General features: G+C 39.7%; 22 protein-coding genes. 13 read left to right on the forward strand and 9 right to left on the reverse strand.

The window, feature by feature from the left end:
• Positions 1–188: 188 nt before the first annotated feature.
• Entirely contained in the window at positions 189–1,124 is a 936-nt protein-coding gene (locus H5R64_RS01990; protein ID WP_182580349.1) for a LacI family DNA-binding transcriptional regulator, read from the forward strand.
• Between the two features lie 117 nt (positions 1,125–1,241).
• Here H5R64_RS01990 and H5R64_RS01995 read toward each other — a convergent pair whose 3' ends face one another.
• Positions 1,242–1,442, reverse strand: coding sequence for an LBP_cg2779 family protein (locus tag H5R64_RS01995; RefSeq protein ID WP_182580347.1), 201 nt, complete (start codon positions 1,440–1,442; stop codon positions 1,242–1,244).
• 218 nt (positions 1,443–1,660) lie between these two features.
• Between H5R64_RS01995 and H5R64_RS02000 the strand changes: the two genes are divergently transcribed.
• The 3 genes from H5R64_RS02000 to hisS all read left to right on the forward strand — a co-directional run bounded on the left by H5R64_RS02000 (position 1,661) and on the right by hisS (position 4,981).
• Positions 1,661–2,278 (forward strand): LVIS_2131 family protein, encoded by a 618-nt coding sequence (locus tag H5R64_RS02000; RefSeq protein ID WP_182582630.1) that lies wholly within the window; start codon positions 1,661–1,663, stop codon positions 2,276–2,278.
• A 98-nt stretch (positions 2,279–2,376) separates the two neighbouring features.
• Positions 2,377–3,546, forward strand: coding sequence for an MDR family MFS transporter (locus H5R64_RS02005; RefSeq protein WP_182580343.1), 1,170 nt, complete (start codon positions 2,377–2,379; stop codon positions 3,544–3,546).
• A gap of 157 nt (positions 3,547–3,703) precedes the next feature.
• A complete protein-coding gene (gene hisS, locus H5R64_RS02010; protein ID WP_182580342.1) occupies positions 3,704–4,981 on the forward strand; it encodes a histidine--tRNA ligase in 1,278 nt (425 codons plus the stop codon).
• Positions 4,982–5,039: 58 nt separating this feature from the next.
• On the opposite strand, the gene H5R64_RS02015 is transcribed toward hisS, so the two are convergent.
• The 4 genes from H5R64_RS02015 to H5R64_RS02030 all read right to left on the reverse strand — a co-directional run bounded on the left by H5R64_RS02015 (position 5,040) and on the right by H5R64_RS02030 (position 8,908).
• On the reverse strand, positions 5,040–6,041 hold the full coding sequence (locus tag H5R64_RS02015) for a D-2-hydroxyacid dehydrogenase (RefSeq protein WP_182582633.1): 1,002 nt from the start codon (positions 6,039–6,041) through the stop codon (positions 5,040–5,042).
• A gap of 175 nt (positions 6,042–6,216) precedes the next feature.
• Positions 6,217–7,548, reverse strand: coding sequence for a dihydrolipoyl dehydrogenase family protein (locus tag H5R64_RS02020; RefSeq protein ID WP_182580338.1), 1,332 nt, complete (start codon positions 7,546–7,548; stop codon positions 6,217–6,219).
• A gap of 115 nt (positions 7,549–7,663) precedes the next feature.
• Entirely contained in the window at positions 7,664–8,161 is a 498-nt protein-coding gene (locus tag H5R64_RS02025) for a helix-turn-helix domain-containing protein (protein WP_182580336.1), read from the reverse strand.
• A gap of 105 nt (positions 8,162–8,266) precedes the next feature.
• Entirely contained in the window at positions 8,267–8,908 is a 642-nt protein-coding gene (locus H5R64_RS02030) for an NAD(P)H-hydrate epimerase (RefSeq protein ID WP_182580334.1), read from the reverse strand.
• 139 nt (positions 8,909–9,047) lie between these two features.
• Between H5R64_RS02030 and H5R64_RS02035 the strand changes: the two genes are divergently transcribed.
• Complete coding sequence (locus H5R64_RS02035; RefSeq protein WP_182580332.1) at positions 9,048–9,365, forward strand: DUF7671 family protein; 318 nt, start codon at positions 9,048–9,050, stop codon at positions 9,363–9,365.
• Between the two features lie 282 nt (positions 9,366–9,647).
• Positions 9,648–9,911 (forward strand): helix-turn-helix domain-containing protein, encoded by a 264-nt coding sequence (locus H5R64_RS08585; RefSeq protein ID WP_231797895.1) that lies wholly within the window; start codon positions 9,648–9,650, stop codon positions 9,909–9,911.
• Positions 9,912–10,333: 422 nt separating this feature from the next.
• Here the strand turns inward: H5R64_RS08585 and H5R64_RS02045 are convergent, their stop codons facing one another.
• The 4 genes from H5R64_RS02045 to H5R64_RS02060 form a co-directional block, all read right to left on the reverse strand.
• A complete protein-coding gene (locus tag H5R64_RS02045; RefSeq protein WP_182580330.1) occupies positions 10,334–10,861 on the reverse strand; it encodes a GNAT family N-acetyltransferase in 528 nt (175 codons plus the stop codon).
• A gap of 45 nt (positions 10,862–10,906) precedes the next feature.
• The gene (locus tag H5R64_RS02050; RefSeq protein ID WP_182582635.1) at positions 10,907–11,608 is read right to left on the reverse strand and encodes a B3/B4 domain-containing protein; all 702 of its coding nucleotides are present in this window, start codon (positions 11,606–11,608) and stop codon (positions 10,907–10,909) included.
• A gap of 189 nt (positions 11,609–11,797) precedes the next feature.
• A complete protein-coding gene (locus tag H5R64_RS02055) occupies positions 11,798–12,514 on the reverse strand; it encodes an aspartate/glutamate racemase family protein (RefSeq protein ID WP_182580326.1) in 717 nt (238 codons plus the stop codon).
• Between the two features lie 120 nt (positions 12,515–12,634).
• A complete protein-coding gene (locus tag H5R64_RS02060; RefSeq protein WP_182580324.1) occupies positions 12,635–13,021 on the reverse strand; it encodes a DUF488 domain-containing protein in 387 nt (128 codons plus the stop codon).
• A gap of 64 nt (positions 13,022–13,085) precedes the next feature.
• Between H5R64_RS02060 and H5R64_RS02065 the strand changes: the two genes are divergently transcribed.
• The 7 genes from H5R64_RS02065 (at position 13,086) to tnpA (ending at position 20,198) form a co-directional block, all read left to right on the forward strand.
• Positions 13,086–13,721 (forward strand): DNA-3-methyladenine glycosylase, encoded by a 636-nt coding sequence (locus H5R64_RS02065; RefSeq protein WP_182582637.1) that lies wholly within the window; start codon positions 13,086–13,088, stop codon positions 13,719–13,721.
• A 2-nt stretch (positions 13,722–13,723) separates the two neighbouring features.
• Positions 13,724–14,899, forward strand: a complete 1,176-nt coding sequence (locus H5R64_RS02070; protein ID WP_182580320.1) for an ATP-binding protein — start codon at positions 13,724–13,726, stop codon at positions 14,897–14,899.
• Positions 14,896–16,200: a vWA domain-containing protein gene (locus H5R64_RS02075; protein ID WP_182580318.1), complete on the forward strand. Its 1,305-nt coding sequence runs from the start codon at positions 14,896–14,898 to the stop codon at positions 16,198–16,200. The genes H5R64_RS02070 and H5R64_RS02075 overlap by 4 nt, the downstream gene beginning before the upstream one ends.
• On the forward strand, positions 16,197–16,490 hold the full coding sequence (locus H5R64_RS02080) for a hypothetical protein (protein WP_182580316.1): 294 nt from the start codon (positions 16,197–16,199) through the stop codon (positions 16,488–16,490). Before H5R64_RS02075 ends, H5R64_RS02080 begins: the two co-directional genes overlap by 4 nt.
• A 45-nt stretch (positions 16,491–16,535) precedes the next feature.
• A complete protein-coding gene (locus tag H5R64_RS02085) occupies positions 16,536–18,449 on the forward strand; it encodes a M13 family metallopeptidase (RefSeq protein WP_220476663.1) in 1,914 nt (637 codons plus the stop codon).
• Positions 18,450–18,999: 550 nt separating this feature from the next.
• Complete coding sequence (locus tag H5R64_RS02090; protein ID WP_182580312.1) at positions 19,000–19,509, forward strand: O-acetyl-ADP-ribose deacetylase; 510 nt, start codon at positions 19,000–19,002, stop codon at positions 19,507–19,509.
• Between the two features lie 224 nt (positions 19,510–19,733).
• Positions 19,734–20,198 (forward strand): IS200/IS605 family transposase, encoded by a 465-nt coding sequence (gene tnpA / locus H5R64_RS02095; RefSeq protein ID WP_182580307.1) that lies wholly within the window; start codon positions 19,734–19,736, stop codon positions 20,196–20,198.
• The last annotated feature ends 142 nt before the right edge of the window (positions 20,199–20,340 follow it).

A 20,340-nucleotide genomic window follows, 5' to 3' on the forward strand; every position in this document is an offset into this window, starting at 1 on the left:
TTTAACATTCATCATTATAAGTAAATTAATATTTGACCATTCTTATCAATTGAAAGATAAAGTTCTAATACAATAACAGACAATCAATATATAGTGTTATTTACTTGATTTAAGTAATCTTATTTTAACTATTACTTTTAAGATTGGGATATAATAAAGAGTAGTTTGATAAAGATTGGGGAAGAAATATGGTAGCTAAATTAAAAGATGTGGCCAAATTAGCAGGGGTTTCCGTAACAACGGTATCACGAGTGATTAATAACTATAGTTCTTTGAGTGATAAAACAATCAAAAAGGTTCGTCAAGCAATGCGCCAATTGAATTATCAACCCAATGCTCTTGCACGGGCAATGCAAGGAAAGCCTTCAAAATTTATTGGCTTAATCTTTCCCAATCTTACTAACCCATTTTTTGCTGAATTAGTAAATGAATTGGAGCACCAACTATTCTTACAAGGTTATAAGACGATCATTGCGTCATCTGCTGAAAATCGAGAAATTGAGCATGAGTACTTAAATATGCTTTTTGCTAATCAAGTAGATGGAATTATTTCTGGTTCCCATAACCTGGGGATTGAGGAGTATCAGCAATTAACTGCACCAATCGTTTCATTTGACCGTTATCTTTCAGATAATATCCCGATCGTTGCTGCTGATAGTTACCGGGGTGGTCAGTTAGCTGCTCAGTTTATGGTGCGTCACAATGTAAAACGGTTGGTGGTAATTGTAGATGAAGATACTTCAGTCTCCCCAACGTTAAACCGCCTCCAGGGAGTGGTTGACTACCTAAATGAACAGGGGCAAGATTTTACAACTTTAGCTAAAGAAGAAATAGATAAAACACCCCTTCCTGATCAGTTTACTGGTGTGATTGCATCAAATGATGTTCAAGCGTTGAAAATCATTTCCCAGTACCAACAAAGGGGCTACCAGCTTAATGATGACTTTTTCGTTACAGGATATGATGGTTCTCAGCTTATTCGCCAAGTTGCCCCGCAGTTACCAACTGTCGTTCAGCCAATTTACGACCTTGCCGAAAATCTTATCTCAACATTACTTAAACGAATTGCTAATCCTACGAGTAAGGTTGATTCAGTAACATTACCGGTAAAATTTAAAGAGTAGGTTTGTCTTGTATAAAGAAAAATGGATTTAGGTGAAATCTTTATGATTTACCTAAATCCATTTTTTGTCTGGAACTCATATTACAGTTCCTTCTATATCTACCGATTAATTTTGAAATTAATCGGTACTGCTATTATTACTTTGCATGAACCGTTCAATTAGTTCTGCTTCTTCATCTGTTGCGTCACTATTACCAGATTTGATATCGTGGATTCGTTCAACTGATAAATGGCTACCAAAGGCAACTTGGTTATCGTTCATGTCTTGTTCACGTTCAAATTTGATCAATTCTTGGGCAATTTCGTTCAAATTATCCATGAAATAAATTTCCCCCTTACTGCAATTAGCATGGCTAATACAAGATTAACTATTTATATTGTAGAACAATCTTTACTTCGATGCCAAACTTAAGTTTATCACAGTTTGAAAAATTGAAATCGAATAAATATTTAAGTTTGATATTATGAGCGGACAAGGACGGCATTTTGTGTGATAATCAATATAAAGCTATTGAGAAGAAATGGAGAATTAGAATTATGAGTTGGAACTGGCTAGGCTGGTTGATGTGGATCCTTGGAATTGTATTTTTAGGCTTTGTAATTCACTATATTCGAGTAAAGCAATTGATGCTAATTGCTAAAACTAAAAAGCGGTTTGATGGTAAGTTATTTATCCAGTATGTGGTGATGAGTTTAGTAGCAATTTTTTGGTTAGGGGGGTTACTCTATCTTCACTTTCAACCAGTAAATTATAATGATCACCAGCAAATACGGCTCTCAACAAAGTATCAGCCGTTACAATTGCACGACCAAGGAAACGATTATTACTATGTTCTTGCCAAACGAAGTGTTGCAGGAAAGAAGATGATTGTTTCCTATACTTATTGGGCTAATGATTCTAAATATATAGTTAGTTCTCGTTTTAGTTCAATTAGTGATGGAAAGCGACTCATCCCTGTTGAAGCGATGAATTTACCGTGGAATAAGCAGAAACTTCAGAAGATTGATAATGAATCTGGACACGCATTTGCAGCTGAGATGATAGGAAACTATCGGAACACGCCACTAAATGGTCTTAGTCTTCGTGCTAATCATGTTGCATCTAGTTACACCCTTCTTCGGGTACCACAAGAAAACATGGTTGCTGAGCATTAACTACTAGAAACACACAATATGAGGCTGGGAGTAAACTAACCTGGTCTCTTTCTTTTTATTAAGTAGTTTAAAAACGTTGAGGAGTCAAAAAAGAACGAATGAGAAAAAATGTTAAGCTAAAATGGGTTGCCTTAGCGAGTTTGTTAAATAATACTGGGGCTGCCTTTATTTGGCCATTAACGACGATGTATGTTAATAAATACTTGGGACAAACACTAACAACAGCAGGAATAGTAATGTTGTTAATTTCTGTTGCAATGATGGTTGGAAATTATATGGGAGGCTGGTTGTTTGATCATTGGAATTCATATCGAACAGCTTTGTTGGGAGCGATTTTTTCGACACTTCCAATTATTCTTTTAATTTTTATTCATAGGTGGCCCTGGTATGCAATGCTGATGATAATCAATAGCTTTGGTGACGGAATTAATATGACGATCGTTAATTCCTATGGGACAGCTGTTACCGATCATCCGACACGTTTTGTTTTTAATTATGTCTACATGGCATTTAATGTTGGTGTAGTTTTAGGAACGCTCTTGGTTGGGGCTCTGTTACCAATTAGTGTTGTCCTTGTTTTTAGTGTTGCAGCTTTCTTTTATGTCGGGTTAACTTTGATGGTTCTGTTTACATTTAATATTGAAGTGCAAAGCATAGAACAACGGCAAGCCGAGGTTTACCTAAAGATTAAGAGACACACGAAGTTCATTACCTTAGTGGTTTTGATCCTGATTAATGTGATGACGATTCACATTAGTTATTCATTATGGGAGAGTGTCATGGCAGTTCATATGACGAATATGGGGATCCCGTTTTTTGCCTATAGCCTTTTATGGACTTTAAACGGGATTATTATTATAATTGGTCAGCCATTAGTTAATAAATTAAGTCCACATATGCGTCTTTCAACGCAGATTGTGGTGGGAATATTGATCTTTGCTAGCTCGTTTTTTTTTCTGATTTTTGCCAAAAACTTACCAGAATTTGTAATTGATTTTGTGATCCTAACGATTGGTGAAACGTTAAGCTTTGCCGGACTACCTGCCTGGATTACTCAATTAACTGGAGCTGAGAATGCCGGCCACTATCAAGGACTTTACAATATTGTTATCTCCGTTGGGCGAGCAATTGGACCATTATATGGAGGATACGTAATTGAACATGGTAATTACCAGGAACTATTTCTTTCTGTTTATGGACTGATGATGATCACCCTATTGTTTGTCGGAATTAAATTATTTCATATTCATCACCAGCAAGCACGTTGAAAGGTACCAAAAGTCCGCTAGCTATGGTAAAATCACACATGGATAATCAGTAATAATTCAGTTTAATTGTTAATTATAGAGAGACGATTTAATTTACTAGTCGCCCTCTAAGGCACTATGTCTTAGGAGGGCGCTTTATTTTGAAGGGAGTACCAGTATGGAATACCAAAAACCAAAAGGAACTGCAGACTTACTACCAGGAACCACTAATCTCTGGGAAAAGGTTGAAGGAGTTGCCCGTGAAGTTTTCGATCAATTTGGCTATCGCGGTATCCGGACACCAATGTTTGAAGACTACAATGTTTTTTCGCGAAATGTTGGTGATACTTCAGATATCGTTGAAAAGGAAATGTATGACTTCCATGATAAGGGTGATCGCCATATTGCTCTGCGTCCGGAAGGAACTGCTGGAGTTGTTCGGGCATACGTTGAAAATAAGCTTTACGGTCCTGAATATCCAAAACCATACAAGGTTTACTACATGGGACCCATGTTTCGTTATGAACGACCACAATCTGGGCGACAGCGTGAATTTCACCAAATTGGGGTTGAAGCATTAAATAATGAGTCACCACAAATTGATGTTGAAGTTATTGCAATGGCAATGCAGCTTTTTAAACGTTTTGGTGTTCCCAATGTTAAGTTAACGATTAATACTTTGGGTGATAAGCAGGTTCGCGAAGATTACCGGAATGCGTTGATTAACTTCCTGAAACCACACTACGATGAATTAAGTTCTGACTCCCAAGAAAGGATGTACCGGAACCCACTTCGCGTATTAGACAGTAAGGATGCTGGTGACCAAAAGATTGTTGCTCAAGCTCCATCTATTCTTGATTACTTGGACGATGAATCACAACAATACTTTAACCAAGTGCAGACCCTTTTAAAAGAATTAGGAATTGAATACGAAATTGACACTAATATGGTTCGAGGATTGGATTACTACAACCATACGATCTTTGAAATTATGTCAGATTCTCCAGTGTTCGGTGGTGGTTATACAACTGTTTGTGCAGGTGGTCGTTACAATGGCTTAATTAGCCAGCTTGGTGGCCCCGAAGAGGGGGGAATTGGATTCGGAATGGGTGTTGAGCGGTTAATGCTTCTCCTTCAACAAGAGAACCCAGAATTTGCCCCTCAAGATGAACTAGACGTGTTCTTTGCGAGCGCAAATGCGGATGGGGATGACTTGGCTTTTAAGATTTTGAACCAAATTCGTGATAAGGGCGTTGTTGCTGATAAGGATTACAGTGGGGTTAAGGTTGGAAAGCAAATTAAGGAGGCTTTCCGGCGTAATGCTAAATACTTTGCTGTCTTTGGTGAGCGTGAAGTTGAGGAGGGACAATTCCAATTAAAAAACGCTGCCACTAAAGATACCGTTAATATTAAAATTGCTGACTTTGTTGCTGAACCAACAAAGTATTTGCGTTAAAAAATAAGGGTGGGAAAACAAGCTGTTTTCCCACCCTTTAATTATTAGTTTTAGAAAATTATTTTACTTCAACTGGTGTTTCTGGAGTTTGGCCCTCTACTAATGCGAGGTTATTATCAAATGCCTTTACTACCATGTTACGGACTGCATGAGTAGTGTAAAAGGCAGTGTGTGGAGTTACCAAAACATTAGGCCGGTCAATTAAGTCTTTTAAGACCTTATCAGGAAAGTCCTTCCCAGTCCAATCTTCGTTAAAGATTCCGACTTCGTTTTCGTAGGTATCCATTACAAAGCCAAATAGCTTGCCACTATCAAGTGCGCGGACAACTGCAGCGGTATCCACTAATGGTCCTCGAGAAACATTAACGAGAACCGCGTTGTCCTTCATTTCAGCAATGGTTTCATCATTAATCATGTGGTAATTACTGTCCATTGCAGGAACGTGGAGAGAAATTACGTCGGCCTGCTTATACAATTCGTCTAATGAGTCAACATAGTATCCCTTCTTGTCTAATTCAGGATTCTTATAAACATCGTAGGCAATTACTTTAGCACCAAAGCCTTCCATGATTTGCATGTAAACGCGACCAATATGACCTGTTCCAATAACTCCAACAGTCTGATCGCGAACTTCGCGCCCAATTGTTGGTGCCCAGCGAAGGTCGCCATGAGCAATTTTAGCATCAAGCCGTTTTGTTTGTCGTAAAATTCGGGCTGTCTGAATTGCAGCATGTTCTGCAATAGCGTTTGGTGAGTAGACAGGAACATTGGTAATTTCAAAGCCTAACTCCTTAGCCTTATCCATATCAATGTTATCAACCCCAACGTTACGTAATGACATCTTGGTAATCCCCAAGTCGGCCAAAGCTTGAAGTGTTTCAGGAGTGTAATCTAGCTGTTGGTAGACAACTACACCGTCAGCTCCCCTTGCTAACTTTGCTGTTTCGGGGGTTAATAATTGATCGGTATAATCTACATCAACTTCTGGGTGGGCAGTTGCCCATTCTTTTAAGTATGGTTCTTCATCTTTACGGATACTAAAAGCAAAAATCTTACTCATAATGGTTCCTCCATGTTAACAGTATAAGTATAGTAAATAGTCAGTTTATATTTAAAACCATGCAATAATTATCTGAGATACCCTAAGTAAAATCAAGTGTATTACATGATAGTTTACAGATTTAACTTAAAAATAATAATTAGGTGCAACAAGGTTCTCTTAATAAAGAGGAGGTCTATGGTAGTAGTTCGCCAACCTTATCAGCGAGAGTGGGGTAAATTGCCATCACTTTTTGCCGATACTCAGCGCCAGTAATAGCTAAACTAATAATTGGTAAGAAGTTATTAATATCGTCAGCAGCATAATCTCCAATTTCACTTGCACCAACTAATTGTTGACCTTTAAAAACTAGTGTTAGTGTACTAATTTTGTCGTTTTGGCCAGCGTAAAGGCTACTATATTTCAGTGGGATTGTCTTCACTTTATATTGTGGATTACTTTTAATTTTATTAGGGTTAACTCCAGCACGTGCGACTTCAGGAAAAGTAAATGCTGCTTGAGCAATAGTTGGATAAGCAATCTCTTGATTTGTTTTACCAGTTAGGTAGTTAAAAAGATATTGCCCTTCAAATTCAGCAACCGGAGTTAACTTTGGTTGCTTTCGGCTAATAACATCCCCAATTGCGTAAATCCCTTTAACTGACGTCATCAGGTGATCATCAACCTTAATCCCATGCCGATCATATTTAATACTAGTATTTTCTAATGCTAGTTTTTCTATGTTTGGATGCCGACCGGTTGCGTCGAGGACATAGTCGGTTTCTATTTCGTTATGATTAGTTGTAATCAGGAGTCCTTTTTCGTGCTGGCTAATTTTTTGTGTCTCGGTATTAAAACTAAACTTGATCCCGCGTTCTTTCATTGCTTCAACAAGAGCCTGATCTTCTGCCTTTGTAAATTCACGAAGGACACGATCGGAGTGAACGATTATTGTAACTTCAGCTCCAGCTGCTGCCACTAGTGTTGCTAACTCTAAACCAACGAATCCAGCACCGATTACCGTAATTCGTTTAGGAAGTTCTTTTAGTGAAAGGAGATCATAATTAGTGTGCAAGTATTCTTTACCGGGGATGTCTAAAATGTTAGGCGTTTGGCCAGTTGCGATAATGATATGGTCTGCTTGATATTGGTGACCATTGACGCTAACCGTTTTATTATCAATGAAACTGGCATAGCCGTCTTCTATATCATGACTTTTCTTAATGATATCCCGGGTTTCAGCTGGCCATGGATCAAAGCGGTTAAGTTTAGTCTTCATTAATGATTTCCATTCGAGCTTTGCTGGTTGACTAATTCCATGACCAAGGAGCTGTTGTGATTGAAGAACGGGACGGACGGCGCCTTCAAGGAAGATCTTTGGTTCACAACCATAATTAGGACAGGTTCCTCCGTATTCGAAACCTTCAATAACAAGAACCTTATGTTTCGTCTTTGCTAGTAGATTTGACATCTTGTATGCCGCTGGACCAGAACCAATTAAAATCTCATCATACTTCTTCATGTCCATCCCTCCAAAATTATTGTGTTGTTAGATTAAGTGTAGTCTAAATCGTGGATAGGGTAAAATAAAATTCTAGACAAAAAATCCCCAGAGCCAATGTAAAGCTCTGGGGAAATTTAGTTTATTTACAATTACAAATGGCATTTAAGCCAGTGTAGTTAACATCACGATTCTTGTAGTCTTCGAGAAGAATATTAATGATCCGGTCAAGATCACGTTGTTCATTCTCACTCAAAGAACGGTAAACTGCTTCAGCAATCTTTTCACGACGGGTGAGGAGCTTATGGGCAACCTCAATTCCTTCATCGGTTAAGTGAATTCGATACTTATCGTTATCGGTTGTAGTTGTTGCGAGATTATTATTAACTAGAGCACTTGTGGCATCATCCAATTCACTTGGACGGAAATCATAGTCAAAGATTAATTGATCACTAGTAAGGCCATCCTTATGATCACGAAGGATCCGAAGAAGATGGTGGAAATTATGCCGATCTGGGTATCCAGGTAAGCAGTATTCACCATGGCGTTCTTCATCGATGTGAACTTGGCACTTTAACATTTCTTGGTACTTTTCAAATTCCTTAATATCGAGAAATAATTTAGTTGTTAATTCTGACATTTCATTACCTCCAATTCGGACTATAGCGTCATACCTTTCATTAATATAATAATATTAATGAAAGAAAAATGTTACTATAACGACTTGGAGAAGGAAAATAAATGATTAGTCCTTTACTGGGTAAGTTCCCATATCGCTAGCGACTACAACCCGACCAGCATAGTCCTCACCATTACCTTTAGTTAAACCGATCTTATTCAAGGCAAAGGTAACAGTTGCAGTTGCTTTAACAGCGACACCCATTATTTCACCGGTATCGGTATTAATTCCTGATGGCATATCAACAGCGACAACTACGGCATTTCGATCATTGATAGCGCGGATTACATCAGCATAACTTCCTTCAACCGGCCGGTCAATTCCAATTCCGAAGATGGCATCGACAATTAGCGATGCATCGTTGAGAACATTAAGATCTGTAGTTTGGGGAATTTTGTAGTATTGGCAGATGTGGTCCTGAACTTTGTGCTCTTCTGAAGCGTGTTCGAGATTGCCGACATTAAGAATAGTGACTTTTACACCGGCAATATAAAGGAGACGGGCAATGTCGAGTCCATCGCCACCATTATTTCCACTTCCAGCGACAACGACAACATTTTGCAGGTTGAGTGGGAATGCGTTTAAAATCTCATCCCGAACTGCTAAGGCTGCCCGTTCCATCAATACTAATGACGGGATCCCGATTGTGTTAATTGTGTATGAATCATAGTGCCGCATTTGTTCAGCGGTAATCGCATCTTCTGCCATAATAGTAACCTCCTGAATAGATAGGCTACCTTTAGCTTAGCACTTTTTACTGAAGACCGGTGTGAAATAACCAGAGTAGAATCTATAGATAAAGATAGGTAAAATATGGGTAGTTCAAAAAGTTCGGAGGAAGATAACGGTGAGTAAAAAGGGAAAATACGAAGTACAGCGGTTTACGTGTATTCCAGTTGAAACTGATGATAACGGGAAATACAAATTAAAACTCGATCAGCAAGGTAACGCAAAGATTCATATTTGGCGAACCGGGAAACACACTAAAGGGAAGTACCAACGACCAGGTCAATTAATGTTAACGGAAAATAACCTGATGGCGGTTATCATTGCGGCTGAACCAATGGCATTTAAGGATCGCCACAGTGAAACGCCACTCCAGCGTTTTTTGACAACCTTTGTGGATGATGCTGTTTTGAAGCAAGGGTTAGCTTTGATGAAATAAGAAAAATTAGGTAGTAAAAAATCTAAAAAACTATTGCTAGTTAATTAGATCACATGCTATAATAAGTTCATTCATGTAGGTGTCCTTAATTTGGGCACAAAAGAGGTACCCATCCTATAACCTAGTCGGGGTACCTCTTTTTTAGTTTAAAATTTATTAATGAGTTGCATTATAGGAGTTAAATCGTTGTCATGACGCTAATGCAAACAATCTTTGCTTGTCAGTAATTACCTTGGCCTAATATACTTACTTCAGCTTATTTGAAGAAGGAGAAAATGAATTATGAATTTTGGTACACAGTTACGGGAACGACGAGAAAAACTCGGCTTAACCCAAACTGACATTGCTAATAGGTTATTCGTAACACGACAGACAATCTCGAACTGGGAGCAGGGTAAAATCTACCCTGACTTTAATATGTTAGTAAAGATTAGTGATGAGTATAAGATTTCGGTTGATTCGTTACTAAAGAGTGATGGTCAACTGAAAGGGTATTTAGAGCAAGGGAAGGATTATTTACCATACTGTATGGGTTATTCTTCTTGATAACAGGAGAACTAAACTATGATTCCTCAGTAACCCAATTTTGTCTGTGGGGAATTATTATTATCTTCTTAATTTCTTTTATTTATGGAGAATACACGAAACCGTTTTTCCTCGGAATAAACCAGAAAATATATTGGCTAAAACGGTCGAAAGTCAGACAAGAACGATCGTTACTTGGTAAATCGTGCAATGTGTTGTTATTTGCTATTGTGTTTCTCATGGTAGTGATGAGGAGTATTGTCGATTACTTATTGATGATGGGATTGACGATTGCCGGGCTGATGTATATTTTTCAAAAGTATATGTGGAAACAAGTATAGAGTTATTTATTTGGAATTTTATGGCAAAGTTTTCGACTAATAATTTCTAAACTAGAATGGGTTCTGATAATTCTAGTTAAATAATCATCAGAACCTGTTTTTCTAGTTATTGATATTTAATTCGAAGGCAATTCGGTGTGGATCGATCTTATCGTTAACTAAAATTTGGCCGCGTTTAGCGAAGCCGAAACTTTCGGCAAGACGTTGCATCCGGACATTTTTTGGATAGGTATCAATCCGGAAGTTCTTAATTCCCTGAATTTGTCCCATTGAGATTAGGTTAGAAAATAAATACCTACTTAAATGCTGTCCACGAAAATTATTAGAAATTGCTACTCGGTGAATTGTCGCATACGGTTGGTCAGTTACGTTCCAGGTTCCATCTGTTATTTCAGAATAGGCTGGCTCTGGAGCGAATTGAAGGGTGGCAGTCCCAGCAATTTCATTTCCAACGGTTAATACCCAATTAGTCTGATTTTTAATATCGTTTGCAAACATTTCTCGATTAGGATGACCGTCTTGCCATTGTGGACTACCATCTTTTTTTAACAATTCTTTAGCGCTATCCACGATTTCCATGATTCGGTCTAGATCGCTATTTACTGAACGGCGAATTGAGATTTGTGCCATTACATACTTCCCCCCCTATTAACATTTTTACCATTTTAATCCTTTTTACCATTCAAAAACAGGATGATCTTGATCAACGGTCCCACGCTTTGTTTGGCAATGGAAAATATTTTGCAGCTTTTCTTCAAGCTCTTGGGCTGCCTGATCGACTTGTTCCTGATTAAAGTCACTGAAACCATCGATCGGGAAGAAAACAGTTTTTGTATCTGGGGTAATCATCCCAAACTTACTTTGCCGCCAGGTCCAGCGTCTAGTTCGGACTTCATGGCCAACGGCATAGACAACTTCACCCTCTTCAGGAGCTTCAATCTTGTCGCTTCCCAGGGCTTCAAAGGAATCACCAGGCTCAGCTAAGCGCATCTGAATATCGGCTTGTGCTTCATCTAAGGTATGGGTCCCCATTGGAACCGTGTATTTCATTGAAATGGCGTTATTAAGATCGACGAGAGGATTAATGTGTGGGAGATCCTTTCCTTTAGAAAGACGTTTGAAAAGCGCTTCAACTGAACATGGGTAACGGTTGGGGTTAATGCCGATCTTTCGAAACGCTTCACGGTAAGGGATTATCTGGGGATCCTGTTTTACATTCACGTCTTGGAACCGCGCCTTTGCTTGCGTCATGTTTTCGTCCAAAAGTTTCGCGACTTCAGGGTATTCTTGGTGATTATCGATGTTGTCAGCAATCACAACGCCAATGTACATATTGGGGAGTTTTTCAAAGATATCACTGGTAATTTCAAATTTCATTGGTATCCTTCCTTTCAGTAAAGAAAAAGCTGGATCAGACAAAATAAATTGTCTCAATCCAGCTTTTATTTGTCGCTCGCTGTCCACTGAGCGATTATTCATAATAAGTATTTTTAAAATATCATATGAAAACAGTTAATACAATACTGATTTTAATATATTCAATTAGTGAATCGATAGTGCAAAAAATTATTTTCTATCTTTCTGGTATTTTAATGCACGTTCAAGAGTTCGATCGACAATAATTGATTGGGAATCTGCAACTGGGTATTTAGTTTCTGGATCCATTTCATTAGCATATGAAAGCTCAGTACAACCAAGAATAACGATATCACAGTGTTCTTCCTCAATCATTTTTCTTATGATCTCATGGAACTTTTCTCCATTGGAATGGCCACTCTCTTTGATATCATGATAGATTAGATCCCTAGTTAGTTCCTGAATTTCTGGGGTAGGTTTAATCTCTTCATAACCAGCATCTTTAATGTAGGAATCATAAACCCCAGCCTTGATAGTTCCATCTGAGCCTAAAATACCGACCCGCTTTGCATCAGGGGTTAATCGTTTGATTTCGTTAACCGTTTCTTGAAGCATATTAAGAATTGGAATGTTGGTAGCTGCTTGTACTTCAGAATAAAAATAGTGAGCTGCATTACAAGTTAAAACAAAGAATTCGGGATTAAGAAGACTTTGTTGCTTGACGTCTTCAATTAAGTCCGTTGCTGGATTAGGTTTATTGGGATCAAGAATTCGACTTGTTCGATCTGGTATCGTAGCATGATTGACAACGATATAGTCTAAGTAATCTTGATCGCGGTGTGTTGGTGTTCGTTGATTAAGAATTCGGACATAACTTTCGGTGGCTAATGTCCCCATTCCACCAAGAACTGTAAAGAACTTTTTCATACGGTATAACCCTTTCTATATTAATTGAATTAACATTAAAAGTTTTTATGAACAGTTTAAATATTACTTAGACAAGTGGCGTGGTGTCAATATAGAAGCAAAACTGAAGAAGTTTTTAAGTTACTTAATTGCGTGAACCTTAACGCCTAAGTCAGTAGCCAGTTTATCTGCAAGGATTACTGCTTGGTTATGTTCTTCGTCTTTGGCCCCGTAAAGGAGGATCACGTTTTGTGACTGTAACTCTTCCTGAACAATTGCCCGGAGAGTGTTGTAGTAAGAAGGGGTAGCCGCAATTTCACTGAGATAGCGTTCCTTAAATTCTGGGAAACGAGCAACATCGTGACCATACCATTTTCGAAGATCGTTGCTTGGGGCAACTTCCTTCATCCAGCGGTCCAGATGAGCCTTTTCTTTTGAAATTCCACGGGGCCAGATCCGATCGATAAGAATTCGATAACCATCTAGGTCTGCAGGCTTTGTATAAATTCTTTCTAACTTTAGTTCCATTTTAGTGAATCCCCCTTAAATTAGTGATACTTTTAGAATAGTACAAGTTGAGGAGGAATCAAGGATGTTAACAAAATATCAGCAGTTTTTTACTGGTCGACCAACTGAGGAAATCGCCCAATCGTTACTAGGAAAGCAGATCGTTTATACCAATTCTGACGGGACGAAGACTGGTGGGCTGATTGTTGAAACCGAGGCCTATCTTGGTGAAAATGATTCCGCTTCACATGCATTTAACGGACGCCGGACAAATTATTCCGAATCACTATATGGTAACCCGGGAAATATTTATATTTACCAAATCCGTGGGCACTATTGCTTTGATGTGGTTGTCCAAGATGCGGAAGAGCCACAGGGAGTGCTTATTCGGGGATTGGAGCCAACTGTTAACCAGGAACAGATGGCAACTAACCGGGGAATGAATAGTTTTAATGTTAGCAATGGTCCGGCTAAACTAGTTCAAGCATTAGGAATTCATTCTCGAGAACTTGACGGAAAGCCACTAGAAACAAGCCCACTGACAATTGATATTACATCTGGTAAGAAACCGCGAGAAATCGTTACGGGAAGCCGGATTGGAGTGAACTTAAAGGGTAAAGATGGACGAAAACCATACCGCTTCTATGTCAAAGGAAACCCCTATGTTTCCGGGCTACGCAAACGAGAAATGAACCTAGAAGACTATGGATGGGAGGGATAACTTTGGCCCTGACATATCAACAGCTCCTGATTACGGTCCCTTTAGTTTTGCGTGCCGGCAATGTTCCTAGCATTGTTGGGGAAGCTGGATTAGGGAAGACCGCCCTAGTTGAAGAAGTTGCGAAGAAAATGAATGCAAAGTTGTTTACGACGGTGGTGAGCCTAAGTGAAAAGGGAGATCTTGCAATTCCAGTTCCACCATTAACTAGCGATTCATTTGTTGAAACCAAAAATCATGGACGCTTGGCAAATGTTCAGTTCGGGTATTCTGAAACACTAATTTCAATCATTCGCTATTCTGAAGAGAATCCCCAAAAGAAAATCATTTGGTTCCTTGACGAGTTTAACCGTGGTCCCCAGGCCGTTCAAAGCGAATTAATGAACCTGGTCCTCCAACGGCAAATTAACAGTTTGCGTCTTCCGGAGACAGTTAAGATCGTGATTGCCGAAAATCCGGACAATACCATGGAGGGCTTCGAAAATAGTGAATACGCAGTTTCAACGGGTGATGCTGCAATCAAGGACCGGACAGTTCGGCTAGTAATGACTAGTTCAACTAGTGAATGGTTGGCCTGGGCCAAAAAGCCACTAAGGCAGGGAGGTCGCTCAAACATTAACCCATTAGTAATTGACTACCTAACCCGCTACCCAAGTCGGTTAATTCAGTCGCACCAATTTAATCTTGATCTGAATCCAACACCGCGAGCTTGGGAACGGGTTTCAAAGGACCTTGACCAATTACAGGAATTTCCTAGGGAGGTCCAGGAACAGTTAGCTCCTGATCTATTTAGTGGAGATTTAGGGACGGAAATTGGCGTTTCGTTCGCTGAATTCGTCCAGGCACATGGGATTCGTCTGCAAGTAAATGACATGATCGGACGGATAGATCTGGAAGAGGAATTTCAACAACTTGAGGAAGCAGATAAACTATCACTTTTACGTGAATGGCTTGAAAAATATCCAGAGACATTAGCCAAGAATGATGGAGCCACGAATTTTAGCGCCTACTTAGCGGATATTAGTCCAGATGGCCAGTATGCCCTTGTACGGCAAGTTGGCGAGAATGATGAATTGCTGAATAAGATGTACAGTGCTGCTAAAGAGAATCCTACGGGAGCGGTTGCTGAACTATATGAAACGAGTGCCCAAATAGCAACGTATGGAGATAAGGACGAATGAACCAGTTAGTAAAAATGCTGGAACAATTAGAGAAAAATCCGCAAGATAGCGAACTAGCTCAGCGTGTTTTGAACCAGGCAGTCATCCAGGTTTTACAAAGTCAGCGAATTTTAGGAGAAGTGCTTCTTCAGCTTCCCCGGCAGATTGTTCAGTATCGGGATCAGGACGCAATCCTTGGCTTGTTTTGGCATAATGATCGAATTGAGTTAAGGGTTGTTCCAGAGAAGATTGCTAGTTTAAGGAGCGATGAGTTAGTCGTCTTGCTGGAGCACGAAGCACTTCATCTCTTATGGGAGCACCCGTTGCGTTATGCAGATTCACCAACACCCGAATTGGTTCGATTGGCGACTGATATTGCAGTTAACCAGTATTTGCCAGAAGTTCCACGGGAAACAATGACTTTGGGTAAACTGCAGCGTTGCCTTCAGCAACAAGTTCCCCCGTACCAAGACTCAAGCGTTTATCTGCAACTCTTACGAAGTCTAGCGGAAAAGGATAAGAGAAAATTATTAGGCAGGAGAGCGGGAGATAATCAACAGACACAAAAAAGTAAGCCAACGAAACTGGTTCAAGAAACGCACCGGGGATGGCAACTGAGTAACAATCAGATTATGGCAGGTAGCCAGCAAACTCGAATAGCTCAATTAAAGAAGATCCTGCACCAAGCCTGGCTTAATACTCCCAAGAAGGATCGGGGCTTACTTCCTGGTGATCTAATTGCCCGATTAACCGCCACCAACTCGGCTCAAGCGGCCCTTAACTGGCGAAGGTTAGTGAGTAGACAATTAGGAGTAATGGCAGCGGGAAAAGAGGAGGCAGCATATCGTTTCAATCGGCGCCAGCCTTGGCGAATGGAGCTTCCCGGGACTGTTAGCCGATTAGTACCGCGAATATTGGCCTTTATTGATAATTCGGGATCGATAACCGATGAAGAACTAACCGTGGCATTGAACCAAGTTAGCTATTTAGCAAGTAATGCTCGCCTTCCCTTAGAAGTTTACCCGTTTGATGCCCGAATTCATTCTGAACAGCGACAGAAAATTGCGAATGGAAGACGGGTTAAGTTTCAACGAATTGGCGGAGGCGGAACAAGTTTCCAGTGTATTTTTGACTTTCTTCACGCGCAAAATGTAAACCCTACTAATTCATTAGTTTTAATTATGACTGATGGCTGGGGTGAGGAGAGTGTTAATACGTATAATTTTCGACATGTTGATTGGCTGTTAACAGGAGCGACAACAGATTTATCTATTCACCATCCAGTCGGTCGTATTTTTAGTTTAAAGAAGGGAACAGAATGACCGAATTATTAAAACCAACAGTAATGAAACAAATTTTAACTCATTCAAAAGAGTATCAACGTGCATTAAAACTCCTCAATGTTGATTGGAATTTAGGTAACCAGATGCTTTTTCGGGACCGGGTTACTGGGGCAGATGTAACGTTAGCTCGTCAACTACAACAACACCACCTGATAGTTGGCAATGTTAATCTTGATGATTATCAGGCAGTTGGACAGTTACTGAGCCAGCATTCTCAATGGTTCAGTGCTGCTGCACGACACGAACTCTTGAAGCCGTTTAATGGTTAGTACCTAATTAAAAATAGTATAATGAAATTATGATTAATAAGGAGGATGAAGAGCGTGACAGTGAACGAACAAGAAATAAAAAAAGACCTGTACGATGCGGTTAATGGGGAATGGCTAAAGACTGCTAAAATTCCTGATGATAAACCGGCTACTGGTGGCTTTAACGATTTGGTAGATGAAATCGATAAGCAGCTGATGGATGATCTCGATGCTTACGCGGAAGGCAAGGAGAAGAGTGACGATCCACGGTTCAATGAAATGGTAAAGTTGTACCGAATTGCGAAGAAGTTTGACTTCCGGAAAAAGGTTGGCCCACGACCACTAAAGCGGCTGCTGACCGGTGTTGAAAAATTAAAGTCATACGATGAGTACCAGGGGCAATGGCGGAACTGGATTATGGCGGGGATGCCATCGCCAGTCGCTTTTGACATTGATGCTGATATGAAGAATGCAACTGTTTATGCGCTCTTTGCTGCGGCACCATCCCTAATTCTTCCAGATAAGAGTTACTATGAGGAAGAGAAGAAGGAACAACACGATCAGCTTCTAGAATTGTGGTCCTCAATGGTTGCTGCATTAATGGATAAGCTTGGCTACGATAAAGATGAAGCCGCAAAGCATATTGAAAACGCCAAAAAGTTTGATGCCCTTCTTGCACCGAACGTCAAAAGTGCGGAAGAAGCAGCTGACTACAGTAAAATGTACAACCCACAAACTGTGGATGAACTAGCTAGTTCAACGGATCAACTTGATTTGGCTGATGTGATTAAGCGGTTAGTGGGAACAACCCCTGAAAAGGTAATTGTTACTGAGCCGGAATATTTTAAGGCTTTAGACGGGATTTTGAAAGATCACTTTGAATTATTTAAGAGCTGGGCACTAATTAATGTTATTCGGGCTAATGCAAGCTACCTTGATGATGAGATGCGTGAAATTAACGGTCGTTACAGTCGTGCCCTTTCTGGTAGTAAGAAGCCGGTTAACCAACGAAAGTTTGCTTATTACCTTGCCCGGGACGTCTTTAGTCAAGTAATGGGTGACTACTACGGAAAGAAGTACTTTGGCCCACAAGCTAAGGATGATGTTCACCACATGGTTGAACAGATGATTAAAGTTTACAAGGACCGTTTAGCTAACAATGACTGGTTGAGTAAAGCGACCCGCGATAAGGCAATCCTAAAGTTAGATAAGCTTGGTATTCAAGTTGGTTATCCTGATAAGATTCCGGCACTTTACGATAAGATCAAGATTGATGAAGGTGAATCACTAATTGCTAACTTGAATCAAGCTAACATTGTGGCTAATCGTGAAATGTTTGGCCGGTGGAATAAGCCTGTTGACCGGATGCGTTGGGAAATGAGTGCGGCAACCGTGAATGCTTATTACCATCCATTTAAGAATATTATCGTTTTCCCAGCCGCAATTTTGCAGGCGCCATTTTACTCATTGAAACAAAGTAGTAGTGAAAACTATGGAGGGATTGGAGCCGTAATTGCTCACGAAATCTCTCATGCCTTTGATAACAACGGTGCCTTGTTCGATGAACTGGGGAATTTAAATAACTGGTGGACTGATGAAGATTCTGCTCACTTCAAGCAATTGGCTCAAAAGATGATTAAAGAATTTGACGGAATCGAGTTCGCTGGTCAAAAGGTCAACGGCAAGCTAACTGTTTCCGAAAATATTGCTGATGCTGGTGGCCTGAGTTGTGCTCTTGAAGCCGCTAAGCAAGAAGATGACTTTAATGCTAAGGAATTCTTTATCAACTGGGCAACTATTTGGCGGATGAAAGCTACAAAGCAGTATGAACAACTATTGCTTTCCATTGATGTTCACGCTCCACAAAAGCTTCGTGCCAACATCCAAGCCGAAAACCTTGATGATTTCTATACCGCCTTTAACATCCAATCCGGTGATCCCATGTTTAAGAAGCCTGAGGATAGGGTGAATATATGGTAAGGAGAGTGCGAAGCCGTAAAAAAACTCCCTCGAGCTAACGATTTCGACTGTGTTGTCTAGGAATCACTAGCTCAAGCAAGTCCTTGGCGAGCACGTTTTGACTGTGTCGCCTTACCCATACCTAATTTAAAACAGACACAAACACCGCTTGTCTCATCATCTAAGATAAGTGGTGTTTTTGATCGCAATGATCCCTTAGCGTAACAATTACTGGGAGTATCTAGATTTTAGTATCAAGAATTATTTCCCGGGAAATTAATTTAATATTAGTGAAGGAATAACGGAACTTAACAAAATGATTGATAATTACCGCCAAGAACCATCCCTGATTCCCTAATAATGAGGAAAATTAGTGTAATGATCATTTTCACTATCATTAACTTGCTCGTTTACATTTTATTCATAATTTCAGGAGCAGAAAAGGAATATTTTTAACGCTTTAGGATTTATTTATAAGCACTGAGGTTATTTTGCGGGAGTTAGAAGAGTGACGTTTACTTTCAATTTGCCTTATAATTACAAAAGATAGTAATTATAAGGAGGGAAATAGATGAACCGGCTTAAAGCAATTCAAGGTGATATTACTAAAGTCCACGTTGATGCAATCGTTAATGCTGCTAACACAACGTTACTTGGTGGTGGCGGCGTTGATGGTGCAATCCATCGAGCAGCGGGCTCAGGATTGTACGCTGCTTGTTTGAAATTTCATGGTTGCCCAACTGGTGAAGCGCGAATTACCCATGGCTTTCGCTTGCCTGCAGAGTACGTTATTCACACTCCTGGGCCAATTTGGCGAGATGGCAATCATGGTGAAGATGAGCTGTTAGCTAATTCTTACCGGAATAGCCTTAAATTAGCTGAAGAAAATAATTGTCATACCATCGCTTTTCCTTCAATTAGTACTGGAGTATACGCATTTCCATTGGAGCGAGCTGCGCACATTGCGGTTACGACAATCCATAATTTTTTGAGGGATAGTCAAGTTATTGATGAAGTTAAAATAGTATGCTTTGATCCGGTGACACTTGCAAGTTATCAAAGGGAAATTGAAAAGCTCTAGTTAAATAATAAGTAAATTAAAGGTCCAAAGTTCAAAGATTGAGCTTTGGACCTTATTATTAATGCCTTTAGGCCTAGTTGAGCATGCGAACGGAGTGAGTATGCGAAACAAAAAACCACCTGCTTTGCGGGTGGGGGATAAGATTATATAAATAAAGACCTCTTTTGCCTTAAGATGTAGGTGTTCAAGCCAAAATCAAATAAGGGAAAAGAGGTTTAATTAATATGGCTAATAAACTAAATAGTTTAGCCCATACGAAGTGGTTATGTAAGTATCACATCGTATTCATTCCAAAGTATAGACGGAAAATAATTTACAATCAATATCGGAAAGATTTACGAGATTATATTAGATTACTATGTCAGTATAAAGGAGTAAAGATTATTGAAGGACATTTGATGCCTGATCATGTTCACTTATTAGTAAGTATTCCACCGAAGTTAAGCGTTTCGCAATTTATGGGATATTTGAAAGGAAAAAGTGCATTGATGATGTTTGATCATCATGCCAATTTAAAGTATAAATTTGGCAATCGACATTTTTGGGCAGAAGGTTATTATGTCAGCACAGTAGGATTAAATGAGTCCACCATCAAGAAATATATTCGTGATCAAGAGAAACATGATATGGTAGTCGATAAATTAACAACGATAGAATACTCGGACCCTTTTAAGGGTAAGGTGAAGTAATACTAACACTGCTTAAAGCAGTAGCGAAGTAGTCAGAGCATTTTGGCTTGGACGAAGGAAAAGCCAGCGCCTTGAGACGCTGGCTTCTCTTATCGGCTTTTAGCCGAAGAACAAACCACCCGTTTCACGGGTGGTTATGATT

Source organism: Limosilactobacillus fastidiosus, assembly GCF_014145505.1.
GTDB lineage: Bacteria > Bacillota > Bacilli > Lactobacillales > Lactobacillaceae > Limosilactobacillus > Limosilactobacillus fastidiosus.

Excerpts from the sequence above, each read along its gene's own strand:
- H5R64_RS01990 (WP_182580349.1), top strand. The coding sequence starts at position 189 with ATGGTAGCTAAATTAAAAGATGTGGCCAAATTAGCAGGGGTTTCCGTA.
- H5R64_RS01995 (WP_182580347.1), bottom strand. The coding sequence starts at position 1,442 with ATGGATAATTTGAACGAAATTGCCCAAGAATTGATCAAATTTGAACGT.
- H5R64_RS02000 (WP_182582630.1), top strand. The coding sequence starts at position 1,661 with ATGAGTTGGAACTGGCTAGGCTGGTTGATGTGGATCCTTGGAATTGTA.
- H5R64_RS02005 (WP_182580343.1), top strand. The coding sequence starts at position 2,377 with ATGAGAAAAAATGTTAAGCTAAAATGGGTTGCCTTAGCGAGTTTGTTA.
- hisS (WP_182580342.1), top strand. The coding sequence starts at position 3,704 with ATGGAATACCAAAAACCAAAAGGAACTGCAGACTTACTACCAGGAACC.
- H5R64_RS02015 (WP_182582633.1), bottom strand. The coding sequence starts at position 6,041 with ATGAGTAAGATTTTTGCTTTTAGTATCCGTAAAGATGAAGAACCATAC.
- H5R64_RS02020 (WP_182580338.1), bottom strand. The coding sequence starts at position 7,548 with ATGGACATGAAGAAGTATGATGAGATTTTAATTGGTTCTGGTCCAGCG.
- H5R64_RS02025 (WP_182580336.1), bottom strand. The coding sequence starts at position 8,161 with ATGTCAGAATTAACAACTAAATTATTTCTCGATATTAAGGAATTTGAA.
- H5R64_RS02030 (WP_182580334.1), bottom strand. The coding sequence starts at position 8,908 with ATGGCAGAAGATGCGATTACCGCTGAACAAATGCGGCACTATGATTCA.
- H5R64_RS08585 (WP_231797895.1), top strand. The coding sequence starts at position 9,648 with ATGAATTTTGGTACACAGTTACGGGAACGACGAGAAAAACTCGGCTTA.
- H5R64_RS02045 (WP_182580330.1), bottom strand. The coding sequence starts at position 10,861 with ATGGCACAAATCTCAATTCGCCGTTCAGTAAATAGCGATCTAGACCGA.
- H5R64_RS02050 (WP_182582635.1), bottom strand. The coding sequence starts at position 11,608 with ATGAAATTTGAAATTACCAGTGATATCTTTGAAAAACTCCCCAATATG.
- H5R64_RS02055 (WP_182580326.1), bottom strand. The coding sequence starts at position 12,514 with ATGAAAAAGTTCTTTACAGTTCTTGGTGGAATGGGGACATTAGCCACC.
- H5R64_RS02060 (WP_182580324.1), bottom strand. The coding sequence starts at position 13,021 with ATGGAACTAAAGTTAGAAAGAATTTATACAAAGCCTGCAGACCTAGAT.
- H5R64_RS02065 (WP_182582637.1), top strand. The coding sequence starts at position 13,086 with ATGTTAACAAAATATCAGCAGTTTTTTACTGGTCGACCAACTGAGGAA.
- H5R64_RS02075 (WP_182580318.1), top strand. The coding sequence starts at position 14,896 with ATGAACCAGTTAGTAAAAATGCTGGAACAATTAGAGAAAAATCCGCAA.
- H5R64_RS02080 (WP_182580316.1), top strand. The coding sequence starts at position 16,197 with ATGACCGAATTATTAAAACCAACAGTAATGAAACAAATTTTAACTCAT.
- H5R64_RS02085 (WP_220476663.1), top strand. The coding sequence starts at position 16,536 with ATGAAGAGCGTGACAGTGAACGAACAAGAAATAAAAAAAGACCTGTAC.
- H5R64_RS02090 (WP_182580312.1), top strand. The coding sequence starts at position 19,000 with ATGAACCGGCTTAAAGCAATTCAAGGTGATATTACTAAAGTCCACGTT.
- tnpA (WP_182580307.1), top strand. The coding sequence starts at position 19,734 with ATGGCTAATAAACTAAATAGTTTAGCCCATACGAAGTGGTTATGTAAG.